Source organism: Pseudocolwellia agarivorans, from assembly GCF_002000085.1.
Lineage (GTDB): Bacteria > Pseudomonadota > Gammaproteobacteria > Enterobacterales > Alteromonadaceae > Pseudocolwellia > Pseudocolwellia agarivorans.
This window is the reverse complement of sequence record NZ_MUZU01000004.1, coordinates 256,460-280,345: the sequence shown is the minus strand read 5'-3', so window position 1 is coordinate 280,345 and position 23,886 is coordinate 256,460. Positions and strand designations below refer to the sequence as shown.

The window sequence follows — 23,886 nt, the reverse complement described above, 5'->3', positions numbered from 1 at the left end:
TTGTTAAACCACTTATGGAAGAAATCTTCCGCCTAAAATTAATATAATTAGTAAACTAACTATATACTCAATAATATGTAGAACTCAGAGCTATTGTATTACTTAGCTTTTCTGTAAATAAACTTGATTGGATTTATTTGCTGGTTATTACGCAAAATTTCGTAATGCACATGTGGTCCAGTTGAACGACCCGTACTTCCCATTCGAGCTATCACTTGTCCTTTCGTTACTACATCCCCTGCTGACACTAATAGTACCTTATTATGGCCATATCGTGTTTTTATACCTTGTCCATGATCTAATTCGATCAAATGACCATATCCACTACGCTCTCCAGCCCAGCTAACTACGCCTGCGGCAGTAGCGATAATATCTGCATTTTCTTTACCCGCAAAGTCTACACCTTTATGCGTTGCAGGTCGCCCACTAAATGGATCTTTTCTGGTACCAAAATAAGATGAAAGCCACCCTTTTCTGATGGGCCGACCAGATAAATAGCTCATACTTTCAATATGGTGACCCAACATTAAAGATTCAAGCATATTAAGTTGTTTTTCTTCATAAAACATTAAATCTTCTAAAGATGAAATATCTTTTGATAACTCTTTAATGGATTTTGCGGTGATATCTTCATATTCAACAGACGGACCGCCACTGGGAGGAAGCTCATTAAAATTAAACTCTTTTTCAGGAATATTCGACGCTTCAGCTAAACGTTCACCTAACGCATTTATGCGTAATACTTGGCTTTGTAACTCAGCTAATTTCATCGTTAAGGCAGTAAGTTGCTGCGGATTACCTTGCTGTATATTATGAGGCGTTTCTAGCTCACTTGCCATGCTATAAAGAGGTTGTTCTGGAATGGCGTTACCTGAAAAAATAAGATGGATTAACCCTCCAGATAATAAAAAAAAGACAATAAGTAATGATACCCAATGAAGCTTTTTTAACTTCATCAGAAAACTTACATTTTTTCCACGGTATAGTAGTGTTAAACTCATTGTTATTGGTTTATCTCTATTTAGGTTTTTCAAATGGCTCGAAAATCAAAAAGCCCGTCAGATATGTCGTCGCTGATTAATTCAAACAAAGGCACTTTGGCATACATCACTGAAAAAACCAACTCTTTAACTATATTAACAGATATTGTACGACAAACATGCCCTGACCTTCCACAAGAGGTATGGCATATTGCTAATTTCAATAATAAAAGTGTTGTTATTAACGTAAGCTCTTCCGTTTGGGGGCAAAGACTTCAATTTGAACGTATGAAAATAAACCAAAAGCTCTTTGAAGCAACCCAAGGTAAATATTCTCAAATTGAAATTAAAGTATCTCCCAACCGCAACACATTAAGAGCAACGCAACCTCAAGCGACTAAAAATACACTTAGTACATCGTCTACTATTTCAGAAAAAACAGCCTCTGAATTACGTAATATCGCTCAAAATGCACCTAAAGGGCTAAAAGAAAAGCTCGAAAAACTCGCCCAACACGTAAAAAAATAACGTTTTATACCAAATGTATTAATCAATTGACCTATTTAATACGAAGAATAAATGATCAATCGGTTATTGCGATGGTTATTTTATCAATCTATGTACAAATTTTAGTGATCTTTCTAAAACAAAAAACCAGCTAAAGGCTGGTTTTAAATATTAACTAATACATAAGTATTAAAAAATTGAAGTATTCAGTTCTTGATATTCAATAGGCGCTTTTTCATTGTCTTCAAATGTTACCCATTCCCAAGACTCTTTTTGCTTAAACACTTCTCTTAATAAAAGATTGTTAAGTGCGTGCCCTGATTTAAATGCGTTAAGTTCACCTAAAATGCTGGTGCCGCCCATATATAAATCACCGATAGCGTCTAATATTTTATGCTTTACAAATTCGTCATCGTATCTCAAATCATCTTTGTTCAACATACGATATTCATCAAGTACTATCGCGTTCTCTAAACTGCCACCTAAGGCTAAGTCATGAGAACGTAGAAAATCAATATCTTGCATAAAACCAAACGTTCTTGCTCGACTGATCTCTTTAATAAAAGCGTTACTTGATAGGTCCATACTCATGGTTTGACAAGTATTAGCAATAATTGGGTGATTAAACTCTATCGAAAAATTAACTCTAAAACCTTCATACGGTTTTAATTCTGCCCATTTGTCGCCTTCTTCTACACGAATTGTTTTAGTAATTCGAATAAAGCGCTTAGCAACTTTTGATGTTTCTATACCTACTGATTGGATCAAATAAACAAATGGAAGCGCACTTCCATCCATAATAGGAACTTCAGCTGAGTCTACATCGATAATCAAGTTGTCAATACCGAGTGAGGCTACGGCTGCAAGAAGATGTTCGACGGTGGAAATCTTTACATTTTCTTTATTAACTAAACACGTACATAAAGTTGTTTCGCCCACAGCTTCAGGCGTTGCTTTAATGTCTACAATTGGAGACAAGTCTACACGACGGAATATTATTCCGGTATTGGCAGGAGCAGGACGGAGAGTGATCTGCACCTTTTCGCCTTTGTGTAAGCCTACGCCAACAGCTGAAACACTGTCTTTAATCGTACGTTGTTTTATCATAAATAGCCTTTAACCATTTGCTTCTTTAATATTGAACATGATCACTGAATTTCAGCGGTCGCGTAATATAGCAAATTCACCCGATATAATCAAAAATAGAACTCTGTAGAGTCAATTAATCAGCTTGTTTGCGTAAAAACGCCGGTATATCTAAATAATTATCTAAATCAGTTGCCGCAACTTTTTGTACTTGTGCATTGCTTTCTGGCATTGCAACTGCTGCTGAATTTAAATCAATTTGTGGGCTAGGCACGTAATCACCACCAACAACTTGTTGTTCAACCTGTGGAGCTGGATTAACCAATGTAATATCTGGTTTACGCTCTGCGCCAATACCTGTAGCTACAACAGTCACTCGTAATTCGTCAGTCATTTCTGGGTCGATAACCGCACCAACAACAACAGTAGCATTTTCAGAAGCAAATGCTTTTACCGCATTACCTACTGTTTCAAATTCATCAATACTAATATCCATACCTGCGGTAATATTTACCAAAATACCACGAGCACCAGCTAAATCTACATCTTCAAGTAATGGGCTTGAAATTGCTGCTTCAGCAGCTTCTTCTGCACGATCTTCACCTGATGCAGTACCAGACCCCATCATTGCCGTTCCCATTTCAGACATTACTGTTCTAACATCGGCGAAATCAACGTTTATGAGTCCTGGACGAGTAATTAGTTCCGCAATACCTTGTACTGCGCCTAGCAATACATTGTTTGCTGCTTTAAATGCATCAAGCAAACTTGTGCCTGGGCCTAATACTTTTAATAATTTTTCATTAGGAATAGTGATCAATGAATCAACATTTTTAGTTAAAAATTCAATACCTTGATCAGCGTAGTTCATACGCTTTTTACCTTCAAACGGGAAAGGTTTTGTTACAACAGCAACCGTTAAAATTCCCATTTCTTTAGCTATTTCAGCAACAACTGGAGCCGCACCAGTACCTGTACCACCGCCCATACCAGCTGCAATAAAAATCATGTCAGCTCCTCGAAGAGCTTCTTTGATAGTTTCTCTATCTTCTTCTGCGCTTCTACGGCCAATTTCAGGGTTTGCACCTGCACCTAAACCTTTAGTTACGTCAGTACCTAACTGCAGAGTTACATTAGCTGATGAATTACGAAGAGCTTGTGAGTCTGTGTTAGCTGTTATGAACTCAACGCCTTCAATAGTTTGTGTCACCATGTGCTCAACAGCATTTCCGCCGCCACCGCCAACACCTATAACTTTAATTACTGCTTCTTGATTGTGGTCTTCCATTAATTCAAACATTTTTTATTCTCCGATTTATATAATGTTTTGTTCCACCAAAACGACATTTTATTTAGATTTATTAAAGACATAAAGCTAAATATTCATTTATTTACATTTTTTTTACTTTTAGAACTCACCTTTAAACCAAGCAACGACGCGAGATCCTAAAGATCTTACGCCTTCACTTGTTTTAATTTCGTTACCATGTTGCTCGTTTGCTTGCATACCATAGTGCAATAAACCAACAACAGTTGAATATATAGGATCGTTAACATACTCATGCAGGCCTGATATATCCTGAGGTGTAGCCACTCTAACTGGCATTTGAAATACCTCTTCGGCAAACTCAACTACGCCTTCCATTTTGGAAGTTCCACCAGTTAATACATAACCAGCAGCAATTTGATCTTCTAAACCTGCTTCGCGAACTTCTTCTTGTATCAACTCAAAAAGTTCTTGATACCTTGGTTCGACTACTTCAGCCAATGTATGTCTCGACATTGAACGAGCAGCTCTACCACCAACACTAGGTACTTCAATATTTTCTTCCATACTCACCATTTGTCTTAATGCACAAGCGTATTGCACTTTTATATCTTCAGCATGACTTAATGGTGTTCTAAATATTTTGGCTATATCACTTGTTACTTGATTACCAGCAACAGGAATAACGGCGGTATGTCTTAATGCGCCGCCAGTAAATATTGAAATATCAATAGTGCCTGCGCCCATGTCTACAACACAAATACCTAATTCTTTTTCATCTTCTGTGAGTATTGAATAACTTGAAGCCAGTGCAGAGAAAATTAACTGATCAGCTTTCAAGTCACATCGTTCAACACATTTCACTATATTTTTAGCCATGTCGTTCGCACAAGTAACAATATGAACTTTGGCTTCCATTCTTACGCCTGACATACCTATTGGGCTTTTTATGCCGTCTTGGCAATCAATGCTATACTCTTGCGGTAATACATGAAGCATTCTACGCTCTGCTGAAATAGGTACTGAGCGAGCTGTATGAATAACGTTATCTACATCTTCTTGAATAACTTCATTATCAGTAATTGGCACCATACCTTGTTCATTTTGACAACTAATATGCTTACCTGAAATGCCTAAATACACAGAAGTAATATTACAATCGGCCATTAACTCAGCTTCATTCACTGCTCGTTGAATTGACTGAATAACAAGATTTAAGTCGTTTACACCACCTTTATCCATACCTCTTGCTGGCTGGTTACCTACACCTACAATGCTTAACTTCTTGTCTGGAGTAATTTCCCCAACAGCCACAGATATTTTTGAAGTACCTATGTCTAATCCTACTACGAGGTTTCTATCTATTATTTTTGACATTAAAGTTAAACTCTTTCATTCTTATCAATGGATTTAAACCCAACTGCAAAGCCGGTGTCGTATCTAAGATCTACATAATTAATTTGTACATCTTCTTCTAATTTTATATGTGGATATGCATCCATAAAACGCTGTATGCGCTCTACTCTATTTTCTCTACCTAAATTCAAAATAACGCCATTTTTTAACGTTAATTGCCAAGCGTATCTTTCCGTTAATACCAATTCTGAAATGTTAAAACCGCCATAGCTCAGTAATTCGTTTAAATTTTTATAATTTTTTAACGCCACATCTTCTGTACCTTCAGGTCCAAAAAAGTCGGGTAAATTATCAGCTAAATTATTTTCCCCTGTTTGAAATACTTCACCATAAGCATTGATATAAGAATCGCCATTCCATTGCGCTATCGGCGCTTGGTCAACAACATAAATTTTCAATTCATTTGGCCATTGCTTTCTTACGGATACCGAATAAACCCAAGGCAATGCTTCCACCATTTTTTGTACGTTATTTACATCTACCTTAAAAAAGTTACCAAAATTAATATGTTCAATCGCTTTTTCTATATCATTTTTAGTGGTGTAAGCCATTTCACCACTGATGACTAAAGATGTTACTGGCGCAGATTCATCTTCAGATAATTTATTATTTAAAAAATACGCAAAAGAAGATATTGATCCCACAACTACAGCAAAAAAAACAACACCCGCCCAAAAGCTGATATTTATTTTTTGCTTAATTTCAGTAGTGTTCTCTTTTGTCATATTTATGCTTTATCTTTCTCAGTAAAAACTATAAGTAAAATTTGTTGTTAACAGCTTATTTCTAAAACTTTGGCGACTAATTGATTAAAACTTAATCCATATTCTTTAGCCGCTTTAGGTACTAACGATGTTTCGGTCATACCCGGCACGGTATTTACTTCCAACACCTGCCAACCATTAACTTCGCTACGCATAACATCGACACGTCCCCATCCTTTAGCATCAGTAGCTTTAAATGCACGTAAAGCAATCGCTTTAAGTTGCTCTTCATCTTCTACTGATAATCCACATGGACAATGGTACAGGGTTGTTGTTGACTGATACTTAGCTTCGTAATCATAAAAACCTCTTGGGGTTTCCATATGAATAGCAGGAAGCGCTTCGTTGCCTAAAATAGCGACGGTATATTCAGGCCCAGTGATCCAAGCTTCTACCAATACATCTTCATCGTATTCAAACGCTGTAGTTAATGCCTTATGTAATTCTTCAGCATTTACCGCCATTGCCATTCCAATACTTGACCCTTCATTCGCTGGCTTAACCATCACTTTATGACCTAATTCAGCCATGATGGTTTGTGCATTAGCTTTTTGATAAATATTTTTTTCTGCAATACAAAATGGCGCTGTAGGAATCCCCACGGCTTGAAACACTTGCTTGCTTCTAATTTTATCCATTGAAAGCGCTGAACCTAATACGCCTGAACCTGTATATGCAATATTCATATACTCTAAAGCGCCCTGTAAGCAGCCATCTTCACCACCTCGTCCGTGTAGTGCGATAAAAGCTCTGTCAATATTTTTTTTAACAAGGTCACTTAAACAAAAGTCTTTTGTGTCGATAAGTTCAACGTTATAACCTGTCGTATTAAGGGCATTAAATATGGCTTTCCCCGACTTCAACGAAACCTCACGTTCAGCCGAGTTACCGCCATATAAAACAGCTATTTTTTGTTCTTGTAGCACTTTATTTATAGAAGTATTCATTAGTTAGATGCTCCTAATAAAGAACTTGTTGCTAATGATTTAGCAATAGCACCAATGTTTCCGGCGCCTTGAGTAATAACCATGTCACCATCTTGCAGCTGACCCTGCAGTAATTCAGCTAATTGATTTACATCACTTACATAAATAGGCTCGACTTGACCACGTTGTCTAATACTTCTCGCTAAGCTTTTACTATCAGCTCCCGCAACGGGTGTTTCGCCAGCGGCATAAACATCTAAAAGATATAGGCAGTCCACTTCCGATAACACTTCTACAAAATCTTCATATAAATCACGGGTTCTAGAATATCTATGAGGTTGAAACACCATCACTAAACGTTTTTCTGGCCAGCCATTACGCATAGCTTTAATGGTTACTTGCACTTCTCTTGGGTGGTGCCCGTAATCATCTACCAGCACCATATCGCCATTTTCTGTTTTTAATTCGGCAAGTTGTTCAAATCTTCTGCCAATACCTGCAAACTTTTCTAATGCAGACTGAATCGCTGTATCTTCAACATTCTCATCTGTTGCTACGGCAATACTAGCCAAAGCATTTAATACATTATGCTCACCAGGAAGATTAACGCTTAGCTCCATCAACTCTTTACCTGCTCGCTTAACCGTAAAGTAGCTTTTTCCGTTTGTTTGTTTAAAGTCGGTTGCTTGTACGTCAGCATCTTCTGAAAAACCATAAGTGATCACTTGGCGACTAATTCTAGGTAAAAGCGCTCTTACTACTGGATTATCGATACAAACTACAGCAAGCCCATAAAAAGGTAAGTTATGTAAAAACTCAATATAGGTATCTTTAAGTTTTTCAAAATCCCCTTGATAAGTTTCCATATGATCTTCATCGATATTAGTAACAACAGCGACCATAGGTTGTAAATGTAAAAATGACGCATCACTTTCGTCTGCTTCTGCAATTAAATATCTGCTGCTACCAAGCTGTGCGTTAGTACCGGCGCTATTTAATAGCCCACCAATAACAAAGGTAGGATCAAGTTTTGCTTCACCAAATATGCTTGCAATTAAACTCGTTGTTGTTGTTTTTCCATGTGTACCCGCTATAGCAATACCGTGTCTGAAACGCATAAGCTCGGCTAACATTTCAGCTCTTCTAACCACTGGAATACGTAATTTCAAGGCATGTTCTATTTCAGGGTTAGAAGCATCAATAGCCGTTGAAACAACAATAACGCTCGCACCTTCAATATTATCTTTATGATGTCCAATGGTAATTTTTGCACCTAAACGAGCTAAACGTTTAACCACTTGGTTTTCGCCAATATCTGAGCCGCTTATATCGTAACCTTCATTTAACAACACCTCAGCTATGCCGCCCATACCAGCACCACCAATACCGACAAAATGAATACACTTTACACGTCTCATTTCTGGTGTTCTTGCACCTAAAGCATTGGCATTCAAAGAAGGATTGTGTTTTTTATCTGTCATTGTTCTACTCATTTTGATACCAACTCAACACAAATTTCAGCAAGATTAGCGGTAGCATCAGCATGTGCTGCATCGTGTGCTTCTTTTGCCATTTTTTGTACTACGGTATCTGATATAAAAAGGGTATTTAACATTTGCGCTAATGTCGTTCCGTTAAATTCTGCTTGTGGAATAAGCTTCGCTGCGCCACGTTCTACTAAATACATCGCATTTTTTGTTTGATGATCGTCAACTGCATGAGGCAAAGGCACAAATACTGCGGGTTTAGCTGCCATCGCTAGTTCAGAAACAGTTAATGCGCCAGCTCTACAAATAACGACATCAGCCCATTTGTAGGCTTCAGCCATATCATCAATAAATTCAGTCACTTTTACTTTATCTTCAGGTAAACCATATTCTTGGTAACTTTCTAAAACAGCGTCTTGATTGCCTTTACCTGTTTGATGCCATACATCAATACTTTGAAGCTTAATTTGCTTCATTGCTTGTGGCACTGTTGTATTCAATATTTGTGCACCTAAACTGCCACCGACAACTAATACTTTTTTGCTACGAGCAGGTTGTTGCGGTATAACATTTTCAATAGCAATAATGTCACTTCTAAGAGGATTACCAATAACTTGATGTTTAATTTCTTGGCTAAACGCTCCAGGAAAAGCACTTAAAACCCGAACAGCTAACCGAGATAAAAAACGATTACTCATACCCGCTACCGCATTTTGCTCATGCAAAACTAACGGCTTATTCATTATCCAAGCGGCAACGCCACCCGGAGCACTTGCGTAACCCCCCATACCTAATACAACATCAGGTTGAACTTTACGAATAACCTGTATTGATTGATAAACAGATAGCATTAATTTGAACGGCGTTTTAAGCCATTCTTTCCAATTTTTATTACGTAAACCTGCAATATTAATAAAAGATATTTCGTAACCATGCTCAGGAACAATACTCGCTTCCATACGTTTAGCAGTACCTAACCAATGAATATTCCACCCCATCGATTTTAATTTATCAGCTACGGCTATTCCCGGGAATATATGCCCGCCTGTACCACCCGCCATAATTAAAATAGTCGGTTTTTTCTTATTGTCGTTATTCGTGTTTTCGTTATTTAAAATTTTTCTGTCACTCATTTTTTTCGACCCCCTTTACTGGTTGCTTGAATACTTTGCAACCTAATTTCGTGGTCGATTCTTAATAAAACAACTAGTGCAATGGTCATAATAATCATTGAACTACCGCCATAACTGATCAGCGGCATAGTTAAACCTTTTGTAGGAACAATTCCAGCGCTTGCTCCAACATTTACGGCAGCTTGAAAGCTAAACCAAATACCAATAGCGTAAGCAAAAAAACCTTCAAAATATTTTTCTTTACTTACCGCTTTCCGGCCCAGTAATAGCGCCTTAATAACCAACGTCATACTCAATATCAAAATTGCGCCGATACCAACAAAACCAAACTCTTCGGCTAATACTGCCATAACAAAATCAGTATGTGCTTCAGGTAAATATTCAAGTTTTTGAATACTGTTACCTAACCCTTGACCAAACATTTCGCCACGACCATAAGCCATTAACGACTGAGTTAATTGATACCCCGTACCAAATGGATCTTTCCATGGGTCTAAAAATCCAGTAACACGTGCCCAACGGTAAGGTGAAAAGTAAGCCAATGCTGAAATAGAGGCTAATCCAACTAATGCGATAGAAATAAATTGCCATAACTTTGCACCCGCTAAAAATAGCAAGCCAAAGGTAGTCACAAACATCACAATAACCGTACCTAAATCTGGCTGGAACAATAACAAGCTCGCTAACACACCAAAAACAATCAAAGGTTTAATAAAGCCTTTAACGTTTTCCATCACTTCATTACGACGTCGAACTAAGTACGCAGACAAATAACAAAAGAAAAACAATTTAGCGGGCTCTGCCGCTTGAACCGTTATAGGACCAACCATGATCCAACGTTGAGAACCATTAACTTCGCGCCCAATAATCAATACTGTAACTAATAAAACAATACCGAAAATTAATAAATGGGTACTATGTTTATGCCATGTAGCCAGAGGAACTTGCATCACAATAGACGCTATAAATAAGCTCAAACCAATATAGATAGAATGACGAATAATGAAATGAAATGGATTACCAAATAATCTATCGGCAATAGGCATAGAAGCACTTGCCACGATAATTAGCCCTATCATGTACATAGCAAACGCTAAAATGATGTAGCTACGATCAAATGTTGCCGCACGCGACGAATTTAAAGTTAACCATTGTGGGATCGTAATAAGGTTCATTTTTTCAGCGAGAGTCGTCATTAACTAACTCCTTGCACTGAATAAACAGCTTGTGTAAAAACTTGTCCGCGTTCAGCAAAGTTTTTAAACATATCGATACTTGCACAAGCAGGAGATAATAAAACGATATCTCCTGACTTCACAACAATATGAGCGAGATGTACAGCTTCATCGATAGATGATACGTGAATACTATTGGTTGCAGAATGTTTAACTAACTCAGCAATTTTGTCGCCATCTTTACCAAGCGTATAAAGTAAATCGACATGTTTATCAATTACACTTTTTAGTGGTGAAAAATCGGCACCTTTACCGTCTCCACCCGCAATCAAAATAAGTTTTTGACCCGCTTTTGCTAAATAAGACAAACCTTTAATAGCGGCTATAGTTGCACCGACATTTGTTGCTTTTGAATCATTTATCCAATGCACATCATCTTGACTTTCAACACGTTGACAACGATGAGGTAAACCTTTGAAGCCAGCTAAATGACTAACCATTAACGATAAAGACCAACCAGCGTTCATACCCAATGCTAATGCAGCTAAATAATTTAATGCGTTATGCATACCCGCTAATGGTAATTCATTTAACGCGATTAATTTTTCATCGCCATACATTAAGTACGATTGTTCATTAAATGCAGTGATACCAAAATTTTCAAGCTTTGGTTGATCACTACCAAAAGAAACCTGTTTACTCACCACATCGTTTGCAGTATGTGTGGCACTATCATCACGGTTTATTACAGCAACAGAACTTTGCGGATAAATAGCGTGTTTAATTGCAGTATAGTTTTCTATCGTTTTATGACGATCTAAATGATCATCACTAATATTAAGAATACTAGCTGCTTTAGCTTTCATACTACGTAATGTTTCAAGCTGAAAGCTAGATAGCTCTAATACCAGATAATCAATCTCTTCATTAATTATGTCTAAAACTGGTACGCCAATATTGCCACCCAATTGAGTTTTATAGCCCAACTGATTACCTAAGTAATGCAATAACGACACAACGGTAGATTTACCATTAGAGCCCGTAACAGCTATTATTGGCGTATTGCTTAATTGACAATACAATTCAACATCGCCAATCACTTCACACGTATTACTTATATTATCGCGAATAGCTGCATCGTTTAAATCAACACCAGGGCTAACTAATAAAACTTCAGCATGTCGAATAAGGTTAGCGTTCCAGCTCCCCGTATACAATTCTGTATTTGGAAAATCTGTTTTGAATAATGATAAATCTATTGGATTTTCTCTACTGTCGTTAACAGCACAAGGTATATTGTTATTTTGTAAAAATCGCACACAAGAAAGTCCTGTTAGGCCTGCGCCCAACACGACTATATTCTTATTTTTAAAGTGTGCTAATTTTTGCATGTAAATATTTTTTACCTTTGTACTCAGTATTATCTAAAGCCCTTAACGCAGTTTTAATGTGGCCAAACCAATTAAAACTAAAACAACAGAGATGATCCAAAACCTTACTATAACTCTAGGTTCTGGCCAGCCTTTCAATTCGTAATGATGATGAATAGGTGCCATTCTAAATATGCGTTGTCCGCGTAATTTATAGGATCCCACTTGTAAAATAACCGACACGGTTTCTACAACAAAAACGCCACCCATAATAAATAAAACAAGTTCTTGTCTAACGAGTACCGCAATAACGCCTAGAGTAGCGCCTAAAGCTAATGAGCCAACATCGCCCATAAATACTTGCGCAGGGTAAGTGTTAAACCATAAAAATCCTAAACCAGCACCAACAACAGCAGTACACACCACCACTAACTCACTGGTTAATGGAATATGAGAAATATTTAAATACTCAGAAAAATTGGCATTACCCGTTACATAAGCGAATAAACCCAGTGCACCCGCCACCATAACTGTTGGAACAATAGCTAACCCATCTAAGCCATCTGTTAAATTAACCGCATTACTGGTGCCTACAATCACGAAATAAGTCATTACAATGTAGAAAATACCTAATTGAGGTAGCACGTCTTTTATAAATGGAATAACTAACGATGTTTCTTCTGGTGTTTGAGCAAACCAATATAAAAATATGGCAGTAGAAAGACCTGCGGCTGTTTGCCAAAAATACTTCCAACGAGCAATTAACCCATTGGAATCTTTTCTAATAACTTTTCGGTAATCGTCTACAAAACCAATCAAACCAAAACTTATCACCACAAACAGCACCACTTGAACGTAAGTGTTTGATAAATCAGCCCATAACAAAACACTAAAAACAATAGAAGCTAATATTAAAATACCGCCCATTGTGGGTGTGCCTGATTTAGATAAATGACTTTGCGGGCCATCATCTCGAACCGTTTGCCCTATTTGCATGTCTTGTAAATATCTAATTAATTTCGGGCCAAAATACAACGAAACAACTAACGCTGTTAACGTACTGACAATGGCTCTAAATGTTAAATATGAAAAAACATTAAACGCACTAAAATATTGAGTTAAATATTCACCTAACCAAAGTAACATTACGCTATTCCCTCGTTAACTTGTTGATAGTGTGAAATAACTTTTTTTACTACATCTTCCATATGTGCGCTTCTTGAACCTTTTATTAATATTGATATTTGCTGCTCTTCATTTTCAATCAAGGGATGAAGTGCCTCTACTAGCGCTTCTTTTGAACTAAAATGTGAACCTGTTTTTTGTGATTGGTTGAAAGCATCCGTTGTTACTTGGCTTAATACTCCAACCGTTAATAAGTGGTCTATTTTACAAGTAAGAGCATGTTCACCGACTTCTTGGTGATAACTTCTCGCTTCTGCACCTAACTCCCCCATATCGCCTAAAATCAAAATACGTTTTCCGGGATAACTTGCTAATAATTCAGTTGCTGCTTTTATTGATTCAACATTGGCATTGTAAGTGTCGTCAATAAGTCGTAAATCGGGTGAAAGTTGATGTATATTTAAACGACCACTCACTGGTTGCATTTCCGCTAAACCAATTCGAATATCATTTAAACTTGCACCGAATTCTATAGCAATAAGTGCTGCAGCAACGGCGTTACAAACGTTATGTTTACCCGGTACCGTTAATTCAATAAAGGTATTGCCCACATGAGTGTTTAAAGTAAAACTTGCGCAACCGCGATCGTCTAAAACTACGTTTGAACTAAAACAATCTGACTCACTTACACACGAGAAACGACGTACCGTTTTATTTTCTAAACGCCATTGCCATTTATTTGCAAACTGACAATCTTGGTTATACAACGCAATGCCATTTTCAGATAAACCTTCAAAAATTTCGCCTTTCGCTCGAGCAACTCCACATAAGCTACCAAAACCTTCTAAATGGGCTGCAGCTATATTGTTAATTACAGCTACATCTGGTTGGGTAAGTCCTGTTGTATAAGCTATTTCGCCCATATGATTAGCACCTAGCTCAATCACGGCAAAATCGTGTGTATGCTCAAGTCGTAATAATGTTAATGGCACACCAATATCATTATTAAAGTTGCCCTTTGTCGCTAACACATTACCAATACGCGATAAAATGGCTGATACCATTTCTTTAACCGTGGTTTTACCGCTGCTACCTGTTATAGCAACTGTTTTAGGCGCAATCTGTGCTTTCACAAAGGCAGCAACTTGTCCTAAAGCTTGATGAGTATCTTTAACAATGAGTTGTGGTAAAGCTGATTCAACCTGATGGTCAACAATAAGAGCTAAACATCCAGCTTTTTCAGCCTGTTCAACAAACTTGTGCCCATCAAAATTAGGCCCTTTCAACGCCAAAAACAAATCGCCTTTATTCAAAGAACGAGTATCAGTTGTAATATTATCGATTGATAAATCGTTACCAATTAATTGCCCATTAACAGCGCTAGCGATAGTTGAAAGTGTTAATGAAATCATGAGACCGCCTTATTGGCATATATTGATTGAACAAGCCCACGTTCGTTATAAGCTATTTTATCGTTACCTATAACGATGTAATCCTCATGCCCTTTACCTGCAAATAAGATCATGTCATTAGCGGCAGAGGTTTCTATCGTATGTTCTACAGCTTTATTACGCGCTAAAATAACCTTAACTTTGTCAGGAAATTTACAACCGGTAAGAATTTCATTTGCGATAGCTTCAGGTGATTCGTTACGTGGATTGTCATTTGTTAATACAACAAAATCTGAATATTGTTCAGCTATAGCGCCCATTAAAGGTCGTTTACCTTTGTCGCGATCACCGCCACAACCAAAAACCACATGCAAATTACCTTGGCAATGCGGTTTACAGGCTTTTAATGCATTCTCTAAAGCATCGGGAGTATGAGCATAATCAACAATTGATGTAGGTAAATTAGGAGCAGAAAACATCTCCATTCGTCCAACAATGGGTTTCAGTTGTCTAATAGATTTTGCAAGTTGTGCTAAGGTAAAGTCTTGGCTTAATAACACCGCAGCAGACGCAAGCAAATTACTTATGTTGAAATCGCCCATTAATGCACTGTTTACAGAAACCTTACCTAGATGCGTCTCTAACTCAAACTCAACGCCTTGAAGTGTATGTTTAATATTGGTGGCACAAACAAAACGTGCATTATTTTTAATGTTTTTACCTAAACCATAAATAATAACTGTTGAGTCGCTAGACCAATTACTCAACCAGTTTTGCGCGCAAGCATCACCACCATTCAATATGGCTATTTGCGCAGAACGTTGAGTAAAAAGTTTTTCTTTAGCTTGTGCGTAACTTTCCATCGTGTGGTGATAATCAAGATGATCTTGGCTTAAATTAGTAAATACCGCGATATCTATCATTGATGGTGATATACGCTCTTGATCTAGCGCGTGTGACGATATTTCCATCGCTACGTGACTAATATTATCGTTAACAAAACTATTTAATAATCGATTTAATTCTGTTGGACCAGGCGTTGTATTAATAACAGGTTGTAAATTATTTAATTTACCCGCCCCTACCGTACCGATAACAGCACAAGACTTTCCACAACTTTCGAATAACTGAGCAATAATTTGGCTAGTCGTAGTTTTACCGTTTGTTCCTGTAATTCCAACAGTGGTCAGCTTATTATGAGGTTGTTGATAATATAAACTAGCTAATCTAGAAAGATGCTTATTCAACTCAAAAAATTGAATTAACGTGACTTTATTCTTCACTTTAACTTTGCCATGCTTTTTAATGTTTTCGCATTGAACAAGAATAAGCTCAGCACCTGCGGCTATGGCATTATCAATATAATCGCGTCCATCACACAGTTGCCCAATAGTGGCAGCAAAAATATCACCTTTTTTAACATCTCGGCTGTCGTTGATAAGATTACGATCTTCTTTCTCAGACAACTCAACATTTACCATTATGTTGAAAGCATTAAGTGCTAAATTAATTGAAAAACGAGAATAACTAGGCATTGTCATCATCCTCGTTTTTTTGAACATGTGTAACTTTTACTTCGTTTTCTAATTTGTCTGGTGCGATATTTAGTAAATGCAAGGCACCTTTCATAACACGTGAAAACACAGGTGCAGCCACTTCGCCACCATGATACATATCACCACTTGGCTCATTAATAACAACAACAACTGAAAGTTCAGGTTTTGTGATAGGTGCAAAACCCGCAAATAGCCCTACGTAGTCATTTCCATAACTACCAGCCATGGCTTTAAAAGCAGTACCTGTTTTACCGCCTACGCGATAACCGTCAACCACTGCTGCTTCAACATGATGATTCACAACCTGCTCAAGCATATTAGAAACTAACTTACTGTTTTCTTTTGAAAATATACGTTCAGCTTTGTTAAACTGACTATTCTCAGGCGTTGCTTTTAAAATACTTAATGAACGTTTTATACCACCGTTAGCAATTGCAGAATAAAATCGAGCTAATTGTAATGGTGTTGCAGCAACCCCCATTCCGTATGACAGAGTAGCAAGTTCAATTTGAGACCAACGATTACGATCATGCATAATACCCGAGCTTTCACCTATAAGACCTGTGCCCGTGTCTTCACCAAACCCTGCTTCAAAAAACTTATCTAAGTAAAACTCTTTCGGTAATTCTAATGCTAATTTAGTGGTTCCCATATTTGAAGAGTTCACCAAAATATCCGTTAAGCTTTGTTTACCATAGTTACGAGGATCGCTTACTCGACGGCCACCCAATCTCATGTAACCTGGCGAAGTATTAACAATAGTATCTGTATTAGCTGAACCAAATTCTAAAGCACTTAATATAGTTAAAGGCTTCATCGTTGAACCCGGCTCATAAAAATCGGTAATAGCTCGGTTTCTAAAACGATGAATAGCTGTGTTTCTACGATTATTCGGGTTATACGAAGGGCTATTAACAATAGCTAGTATTTCCCCTGTATTAACATTGGTTACAATGACTGATCCTGACGTCGCTTTAAACGCTTTTACAGCACCTTTAAGTTCTTTATAAGCCAGTGCTTGAATACGTTGATCGATACTTAATTGAAGGTTTTTAGGTGGAGTAGCATCTTCTACCTTAACAATTTCAATCTTACGACCTTTTGCGTCTTTTCTATATTGTTGTTTACCGTCAGTGCCCGTGAGTAATTGATCGTAAACACGCTCAACACCTTCAATACCTTTATCATCAACATTAGTAAACCCAACAAGATGAGCACTTATTTCACCAGCAGGATAAAAGCGTTTAGATTCTTTTCTTAAATGGATACCGGGAATTTTTAATTGACGAACATAGTTCGCCATTGCAGGAGAAACTTGACGTTCTATATAAACAAAACGTTTAGTGGGATGACGCAAAACGCGGCTTGTTAAATCGTTTACATCTTGGTCAAGTACATCAGCTAATGCTTGCCAATGTTCTTTCATTTCAAGCGCTTTATTTTGCATTACTATTTTAGGATCTGCCCAAATAGTTTCAACAGGAACACTTACAGCGAGTTCATCACCATTACGATCTAAAATAGAACCACGTTGAACGGTTTTAAATGCCGTTCTTAACGAGCGCATATCGCCTTGTTCTTTCAACATATCAGGTTCAATAACCTGAATATAAGCGCTACGAGCCATTAATCCTGAATAAACGAACAAGATCACACCTAGCACAACGTAAAAACGCCATGCTACGGTGGTAGGCTTGTATTTGTCATTTCGTTTAGTCACTTTTTTGCTCATGGCAATGTAATAATCACTTCTGATTTAGCGTCGGGACGCTTCATATTTAATTGTTTAGCCGCTTTGCTTTCTATTGCACTATGTTCGGCTAAGCTGTTTTGTTCTAATAACAAGTTGCGAAATTCAATATCGAGTTCATCTCGCTCTACTAATAAATTTTCATAAGCGCTGGTGGTTTGGCGATGTAAATGCGTGAAATAAATCACATAAAACGCTGAAACAACCACTAACATCAATAAAATAAGTACGACGATATTACGTTTTAGGTCTTTCCATATTTCAAATGCTAGAACGATTTTTTTAGATGCCATAATTTATTGCATCTCACTTATCTTGGAAGTCTCTGAGCGATTCTTAATACAGAGCTTCTCGATCTATTATTAACTTCCAACTCGTCCTTACTTGGTTTTAATTTTCGACCGATAAGTGACAGTTTTTTACCTTTTTGTAATTCAACTTCACTAATAGGTAACCCTCTAGGCACTTGCTTACCTTGAGAATGTTTTCTCATAAACTGTTTAACTAAACGATCTTCTAATGAATGAAAACTAATAACCACTAATCGACCTTCTTCTGCCAGTACCGACAATGACGCCGCAAGCACTTTTTCTATCTGTTCAAGCTCGCTGTTAATGTACATGCGAATCGCTTGGAAACTACGTGTTGCAGGATGCTTTTTAATTTCTCTTTGTGGAGCAACCGTTTTAATTAATTTAGCGAGTTCAGAGGTACGCGTGAAAGGTGTTTCTTCGCGCGCATCAACAATTGCATTAGCAATTTTCCATGCATGCTTTTCTTCACCAAAGGTTCTAAGTACCCAAGTAATATCTTCAACATCGGCTACAGCTATCCATTCAGCTGCTGTTTGACCTTTACTGGTGTCCATTCGCATATCTAATGGACCATCATTCATAAAACTAAATCCACGATCGGCATCATCAAGTTGTGGTGATGAAACACCTAAATCTAATAAAATTCCGTCAACTTTTTCTAATAAATCATGTTTAGCCGCAATATCTTCTAAATCAGCGAAACCACTGTGTTCAATTAAAAAACGTGGATCATCTGCAAACTTTTCTGCTGCTGCAATTGCGGTTAAATCGCGATCGATTGCAATTAATCGTCCCGCGTCTGAGAGATGTGAAAGTATCAGGCTTGAATGTCCACCACGACCAAAGGTACAGTCGATATAAACACCGTCTGGTTTGATAGCTAGTCCATTAACTGCTTCATTGAGCAATACTGAAATGTGTGAATTATCTATTTGCATTTTTATTTAATAACCGTATGTTTATTGCTATAAAGACAAATCGAGTAATCTTTCTGTAAGCTGAATATCGCTCGCTTGCATAGCACTAATGTCTTGTTGCATTTGTGTTTGCCAAGCTTGCTCACTCCAAATTTCAAATTTTTTCAACTGGCCGACTAAAATAATATTTTTTTCTAAACTTGCGTGTTGTCTTAAAGGTCCGTTGATCAGTAATCGTCCACTTTTATCAATTTCGCAATCAGAGGCATTACCCAATAATTTTTGTTGAGCAAGACGTTCTTGAGGATTCATACTCGACAGTTCACACAGTTTTAACTCAATTTCTTCCCATTCATGTATCGGATAAAGTAGTAAACAAGGATGCTGAATATCGACTGTACACACCATTTTTCCTGCACAATCAGCAAATAGTTCTTCACGATACTTTGTAGGTATCGTGATCCTATTTTTGCTATCTAATGTGATTGAGCTGGTGCCTCTGAACATATACCTGTCTTTTTGTTAGGTGAACCTAATTTGATCCACTTTTTCCCACTTTTATCCACATTGGACAGTTTAGATAGGAATACAAGGTTATGTCAAGCAAAGAATCAGTAAATTGATCCCCCTAGATCTCAATAAAATAAAGGCTTTAAAGGAAGTTTATGAAAATGTGGACTTTTGTGGATCTACAGCCCTTATTTTTGCTGAAAATTAAATTTTTTAATCAGATTTTATACAAAATGAGAGAGAGAAGAATAAAAGTGGGGGATAAAATCCCATTTTTATTCTTAGTAGAAAGGATCCTGATTAAATACTACATTTTATTTTGTTGAAAGGTTAAATATTGATGATGTTTTATACAGATAGAAAGCTGTTGTCCAAGACTAAAAACCTGATCATGATAAAAACTTAAACGATCAAAAGTTAATTCTGGTGAGTTATCTAGGCTATTAACAATATAATGATAACCATGTTCAGTGATACCAATGTGATTCACAATAACATTGGGGATAGCTTGAGAGTTATCATTTTTATCGGTTTCAATGTTAACTTCAATTTCTTTGGGCTTAATCAACAATAATTGTTTACCGCTATGATTTACATCCTCAGTTGATGACTTATTAGCATAGCTTTGTTCACGGGTAAGCTCAATTGTTCCTATTGCAGTTTCAGCTAGCTTTTTACCTGCATCTTCTTTTAATTGAAAAGGAAGCCAGCTGCCTAATTGAAGAAAATCTGCCACTTGCCAGCTATTGGGTTGTTGACTAACATAAATAGGTGAACCCAATTGTAATATTTGTCCTTCAAACATAACGGCAATTTTATCGGCAAAAGTAAAAACTTCATCTTTGTTATGAGTAACAAAAATCGCGGTCATATTTAACGATTTAAGTAATTGACGAATCTCTATCATCAATTCATTACGTAAACGCGCATCAATATTTGAAAAAGGCTCGTCTAATAATAATATTTGAGGCTGAGGCGCTAAAGCTCTAGCAATAGCAACACGTTGTTGTTGACCACCCGATAACTGATGCGGGTAGCGCTGGCCAAGCTCTTGCAGTTCTAATAAAGTAAGAAGTTCATCAATTCTTGATTGCTTAGCGGCTTTTGACAGTTTATCTAAACCAAAACCTACATTTTTTTCAACAGTTAAGTGAGGAAACAGCGCGTAGTCTTGAAAGATCATCCCTATATTACGCTGCTCTGGCGGCACTCTATTTTGTTTATTAATCAGTAGAGTATTACCAACAGTAATATCGCCACTTTCTTGTTCAATAAAGCCGGCTAAAGTGTTTAACAAGGTGGTTTTTCCGCAGCCACTTGGGCCTACCAATCCTAATATTTCGCCTGCTTCAAGAGTAAAACTGATGCCAGATAAAATAGATCTTTGCTGTAACTTCACCTGTAATTGACGAATATCTATTATATTGGTCACACTTTATCCTCACTTTTATTTAGCCAAATAATAGGGATCAAGCCAAATGCCACAATTAGAATTGCACCAATAGCGCCCTGTTCAAGCCTTTCATCCGAAATTAGCTGATATATTTGCGTACTTAGAGTATCAAAATTAAAAGGACGCAATAATAACACAGCGGGCAGTTCTTTCATTGCTTCAACAAAAACCAATAACCAAGCAATAAAAATTGACGATTTAAGTAGAGGAATATGTACGGTGAAAAGACTCTTTAATTGTTTTACGCCTAAACTAGGTGGCGCTAAATCAATCGATTGTGATATTTGCTCGACCCCACCAGAAATAGTACCGTTGGCAATCGCTGAAAATCGAACCACCAAAGCAAAAACTATGGCAAAAATGGTGCCTGATAATATAAGACCCGGTTCTTCAATGCTCAGCTTAACAGCCATTTCATTGATGAAACCATCTAGCGGACCAAAGGTCGCTAACATTGCCATCGCGAGAACAGTACCCGGAATAGCATAACCAAAACCAGAAACGTTAAGAGGTACTGCTTTATATTTGTCTTGATGTAAACGCTTATAAAGCACAAGTACTATCGCAATAAGTGTGGCAATAGTAGCCGTATAAATAGCGAGTTCAATACTGTTGAATCCTGTAGATATAAGTACATCAAGTTGTTCTATCGTTGCATACTCTAACGCCATTAACACAAGTAAGAACATAGGCAGCAAAAAACCAAATACGGCTAATGCCCAACAAAATAAACTTGCAAAAAATTGTTGTGATATAGATAACACAATAATGTGATTACCACGTGTAGGCCTATTTGATTGATGTCTTTGTTTCAGTCGTGCTTTTTGTTCAAATAAAATAACAAAAAACACCATTAAGGTTAATAAGCTTGCTAAAGCATTAGCTGTTGATAAATCACCATAACCTAACCAAGTATCGTATACAGCAGTAGTTAATGTATTTACAGCAAAGTATTGTACCGTTGCGAAGTCTGCTAAGGTTTCCATCAGTACTAAACTCACCGCGATAGCAATGGCTGGTCTAGCCAAAGGTAGGCAAACTTTATAAAAGGTTTGAAAGGTAGTAAGTCCTAACAAACGACTCGCACGATGCAGGTTTTGATCTTGCTGCTCAAACGCTGTACGCGCCAGCATATAAATATAAGGAAATAAAACCAGTGAGATTACAACGCCAGCCCCGAATAAGGTTCTTATATCAAAAAACCAATAGTCTGCAGGTGACTCCCAACCAAAAAATTCTCTTAGGTTACGTTGAACAGGGCCTGCATAATCAAACAGATCAGTATATAAATAAGCCACCAAATAAGCAGGCATTGCTAAAGGTAACATTAGCAGCCATCTTAAAATATTTTTTGCTTTAATATTGGTTTGGGTGATAAGAGCGGCAGATATTACGCCGAAGAAAATAGATAAAATGCCAACAACAATGGCTAAGTATAAGGTATTTAAAACGTAAGTAGGTAGAACCGTGTCCCATAAATGGGAGAACAACTCGGTGGTGGCACTAAAACCACTAACAAGCATAATAAAAATTGGTAGTACTAAAATACTCGCGGTAGCCCAGCTAACTATTTGCCAAACCTTGCTGCGGTTACCCGATATCACAATATTGTACTACCATTTTATTCTTTAATTAATGTCTCTATCGATTCAATAGAGAATAATTTCAATCCCACTGACTTAATCATTTCTAAAAATAAGAAATCAACGTATTCATGGAACCGACTATAAATCAAACTTCGCTTTATCTAAAAGTTTTAATGCGGTTTTTCTATGCTTAGCAATCACTTCAAGGGGTAATTTGTCGGCTGTAAATTCGCCCCACGATGCTACAAGTTTAGATGCATTAACACCTTTTCTTACAGGATATTCCATATTCGTTTCAGCATATAATTGTTGAGCTGGCACTGACACTAAAAACTCCATTAACGCTTTAGCATTATCTTCATTAGGTGCGTATTTAGCCATTGCCATACCCGAAATATTTACATGTGCACCGCGATTACTTTGATTAGGGAAATTAATATAAACACTATCGGCCCACACTTTTTGTTTTTCATCGCTCAGCATATTACCAAAATAGTAGCTATTACCTAAAGAGACATCACATAGCTTTTGATTAATGGCTTGAACTTGACCACGATCGTTCCCTTGAGGCTTACGTGCTAAGTTACTTTTAACGCCTTCTAACCAAGCTAATGTTCCGGCTTCGCCGTGTTCAGCGATCATTGAAGCAACTAAGGCAACATTGTAAGGATGCTTACCACTACGCGTACATACTCGCCCTTTCCATTCAGGTTTTGCTAAATCTTCATAATTAAAATCGATTTTCCCTAAACGCTTAGCTGAATAAATATTTCTTACGCGTGTTGTTAATGCAAACCACGTATCATCAGCAGAACGATATTGAGCAGGAACAGCCTCTTCAAGATTTTTAGAGTTAACCGCTTGTAATAAGCCATTATCTTGTAATTCAATTAATCGACTAATATCGGTTGTTAATAAAATATCAGCAGGACTATGCTTACCTTCACGCTTTAAACGTTCAGCCATCCCCTTTTTAGCAAAAACAACATTCACTTTAATACCCGTTTTGTCAGTAAACGTCTTAAAAAGAGGTTCAACTAAAAAAGGCTGACGATAAGAATACACGTTAACTTCTTGCGCAGCATTAACAGCAAAACAAGCCGTAAAGGCCAAAACACTCACTATTTTTTTAAACATAAAGATTTACCTGATAAATTTATTTAACCCTATTGA

At 37.2% G+C, this 23,886-nt stretch carries 21 protein-coding genes; 1 reads left to right on the top strand and 20 read right to left on the bottom strand.

The genetic code is table 11. From position 1 onward, the window contains the following. Nucleotides 1–98: 98 nt before the first annotated feature. Entirely contained in the window at nucleotides 99–956 is an 858-nt protein-coding gene (locus B0X80_RS08560) for a M23 family metallopeptidase (RefSeq protein ID WP_245825419.1), read from the bottom strand. A gap of 78 nt (nucleotides 957–1,034) precedes the next feature. On the opposite strand from B0X80_RS08560, the gene B0X80_RS08555 reads away from it, so the two are divergent. Then, a complete protein-coding gene (locus B0X80_RS08555; protein ID WP_077339479.1) occupies nucleotides 1,035–1,508 on the top strand; it encodes a DciA family protein in 474 nt (157 codons plus the stop codon). 168 nt (nucleotides 1,509–1,676) lie between these two features. Here the strand turns inward: B0X80_RS08555 and lpxC are convergent, their stop codons facing one another. The 19 genes from lpxC to B0X80_RS08460 all read right to left on the bottom strand — a co-directional run bounded on the left by lpxC (nucleotide 1,677) and on the right by B0X80_RS08460 (nucleotide 23,850). Continuing rightward, complete coding sequence (gene lpxC / locus B0X80_RS08550) at nucleotides 1,677–2,594, bottom strand: UDP-3-O-acyl-N-acetylglucosamine deacetylase (protein ID WP_076418493.1); 918 nt, start codon at nucleotides 2,592–2,594, stop codon at nucleotides 1,677–1,679. Nucleotides 2,595–2,709: 115 nt separating this feature from the next. Next, entirely contained in the window at nucleotides 2,710–3,873 is a 1,164-nt protein-coding gene (gene ftsZ, locus B0X80_RS08545) for a cell division protein FtsZ (RefSeq protein WP_077339477.1), read from the bottom strand. Between the two features lie 108 nt (nucleotides 3,874–3,981). Then, nucleotides 3,982–5,217 carry a cell division protein FtsA gene (ftsA, locus tag B0X80_RS08540; protein ID WP_077339475.1) on the bottom strand — a complete coding sequence of 412 codons (1,236 nt, stop codon included), beginning with the start codon at nucleotides 5,215–5,217 and terminating at the stop codon, nucleotides 3,982–3,984. Nucleotides 5,218–5,222: 5 nt separating this feature from the next. Continuing rightward, a complete protein-coding gene (locus tag B0X80_RS08535) occupies nucleotides 5,223–5,981 on the bottom strand; it encodes a cell division protein FtsQ/DivIB (protein ID WP_077339473.1) in 759 nt (252 codons plus the stop codon). Between the two features lie 47 nt (nucleotides 5,982–6,028). Then, nucleotides 6,029–6,967, bottom strand: a complete 939-nt coding sequence (locus B0X80_RS08530) for a D-alanine--D-alanine ligase (RefSeq protein ID WP_077339472.1) — start codon at nucleotides 6,965–6,967, stop codon at nucleotides 6,029–6,031. Next, nucleotides 6,967–8,427, bottom strand: a complete 1,461-nt coding sequence (murC, locus tag B0X80_RS08525) for a UDP-N-acetylmuramate--L-alanine ligase (protein ID WP_077339596.1) — start codon at nucleotides 8,425–8,427, stop codon at nucleotides 6,967–6,969. The genes B0X80_RS08530 and murC overlap by 1 nt, the downstream gene beginning before the upstream one ends. 8 nt (nucleotides 8,428–8,435) lie before the next feature. Further along, entirely contained in the window at nucleotides 8,436–9,566 is a 1,131-nt protein-coding gene (gene murG, locus B0X80_RS08520; protein ID WP_077339471.1) for an undecaprenyldiphospho-muramoylpentapeptide beta-N-acetylglucosaminyltransferase, read from the bottom strand. Next, a complete protein-coding gene (ftsW, locus tag B0X80_RS08515; RefSeq protein WP_425439699.1) occupies nucleotides 9,563–10,741 on the bottom strand; it encodes a cell division protein FtsW in 1,179 nt (392 codons plus the stop codon). Before ftsW ends, murG begins: the two co-directional genes overlap by 4 nt. A gap of 20 nt (nucleotides 10,742–10,761) precedes the next feature. Then, nucleotides 10,762–12,132 (bottom strand): UDP-N-acetylmuramoyl-L-alanine--D-glutamate ligase, encoded by a 1,371-nt coding sequence (gene murD, locus B0X80_RS08510; protein WP_077339469.1) that lies wholly within the window; start codon nucleotides 12,130–12,132, stop codon nucleotides 10,762–10,764. A gap of 42 nt (nucleotides 12,133–12,174) precedes the next feature. After that, entirely contained in the window at nucleotides 12,175–13,257 is a 1,083-nt protein-coding gene (gene mraY, locus B0X80_RS08505) for a phospho-N-acetylmuramoyl-pentapeptide-transferase (RefSeq protein WP_076418508.1), read from the bottom strand. After that, entirely contained in the window at nucleotides 13,257–14,648 is a 1,392-nt protein-coding gene (gene murF / locus B0X80_RS08500) for a UDP-N-acetylmuramoyl-tripeptide--D-alanyl-D-alanine ligase (RefSeq protein WP_077339468.1), read from the bottom strand. Before murF ends, mraY begins: the two co-directional genes overlap by 1 nt. Next, the gene (locus B0X80_RS08495; RefSeq protein ID WP_175623912.1) at nucleotides 14,645–16,162 is read right to left on the bottom strand and encodes a UDP-N-acetylmuramoyl-L-alanyl-D-glutamate--2,6-diaminopimelate ligase; all 1,518 of its coding nucleotides are present in this window, start codon (nucleotides 16,160–16,162) and stop codon (nucleotides 14,645–14,647) included. The genes murF and B0X80_RS08495 overlap by 4 nt, the downstream gene beginning before the upstream one ends. Beyond that, nucleotides 16,155–17,915 (bottom strand): peptidoglycan D,D-transpeptidase FtsI family protein, encoded by a 1,761-nt coding sequence (locus tag B0X80_RS08490; protein WP_077339466.1) that lies wholly within the window; start codon nucleotides 17,913–17,915, stop codon nucleotides 16,155–16,157. The genes B0X80_RS08495 and B0X80_RS08490 overlap by 8 nt, the downstream gene beginning before the upstream one ends. Next, nucleotides 17,912–18,226 (bottom strand): cell division protein FtsL, encoded by a 315-nt coding sequence (ftsL, locus tag B0X80_RS08485; RefSeq protein WP_076418514.1) that lies wholly within the window; start codon nucleotides 18,224–18,226, stop codon nucleotides 17,912–17,914. The genes B0X80_RS08490 and ftsL overlap by 4 nt, the downstream gene beginning before the upstream one ends. Before the next feature lie 17 nt (nucleotides 18,227–18,243). Next, nucleotides 18,244–19,185, bottom strand: a complete 942-nt coding sequence (gene rsmH, locus B0X80_RS08480) for a 16S rRNA (cytosine(1402)-N(4))-methyltransferase RsmH (protein ID WP_077339465.1) — start codon at nucleotides 19,183–19,185, stop codon at nucleotides 18,244–18,246. 27 nt (nucleotides 19,186–19,212) lie between these two features. Beyond that, nucleotides 19,213–19,671 (bottom strand): division/cell wall cluster transcriptional repressor MraZ, encoded by a 459-nt coding sequence (gene mraZ, locus B0X80_RS08475; protein ID WP_076418566.1) that lies wholly within the window; start codon nucleotides 19,669–19,671, stop codon nucleotides 19,213–19,215. A 310-nt stretch (nucleotides 19,672–19,981) separates the two neighbouring features. Further along, nucleotides 19,982–21,106: an ABC transporter ATP-binding protein gene (locus B0X80_RS08470; protein ID WP_077339464.1), complete on the bottom strand. Its 1,125-nt coding sequence runs from the start codon at nucleotides 21,104–21,106 to the stop codon at nucleotides 19,982–19,984. Continuing rightward, complete coding sequence (locus tag B0X80_RS08465) at nucleotides 21,103–22,731, bottom strand: ABC transporter permease (RefSeq protein WP_077339463.1); 1,629 nt, start codon at nucleotides 22,729–22,731, stop codon at nucleotides 21,103–21,105. The genes B0X80_RS08470 and B0X80_RS08465 overlap by 4 nt, the downstream gene beginning before the upstream one ends. A 120-nt stretch (nucleotides 22,732–22,851) precedes the next feature. Further along, nucleotides 22,852–23,850 (bottom strand): Fe(3+) ABC transporter substrate-binding protein, encoded by a 999-nt coding sequence (locus tag B0X80_RS08460; protein ID WP_077339462.1) that lies wholly within the window; start codon nucleotides 23,848–23,850, stop codon nucleotides 22,852–22,854. Between the last annotated feature and the right edge of the window lie 36 nt (nucleotides 23,851–23,886).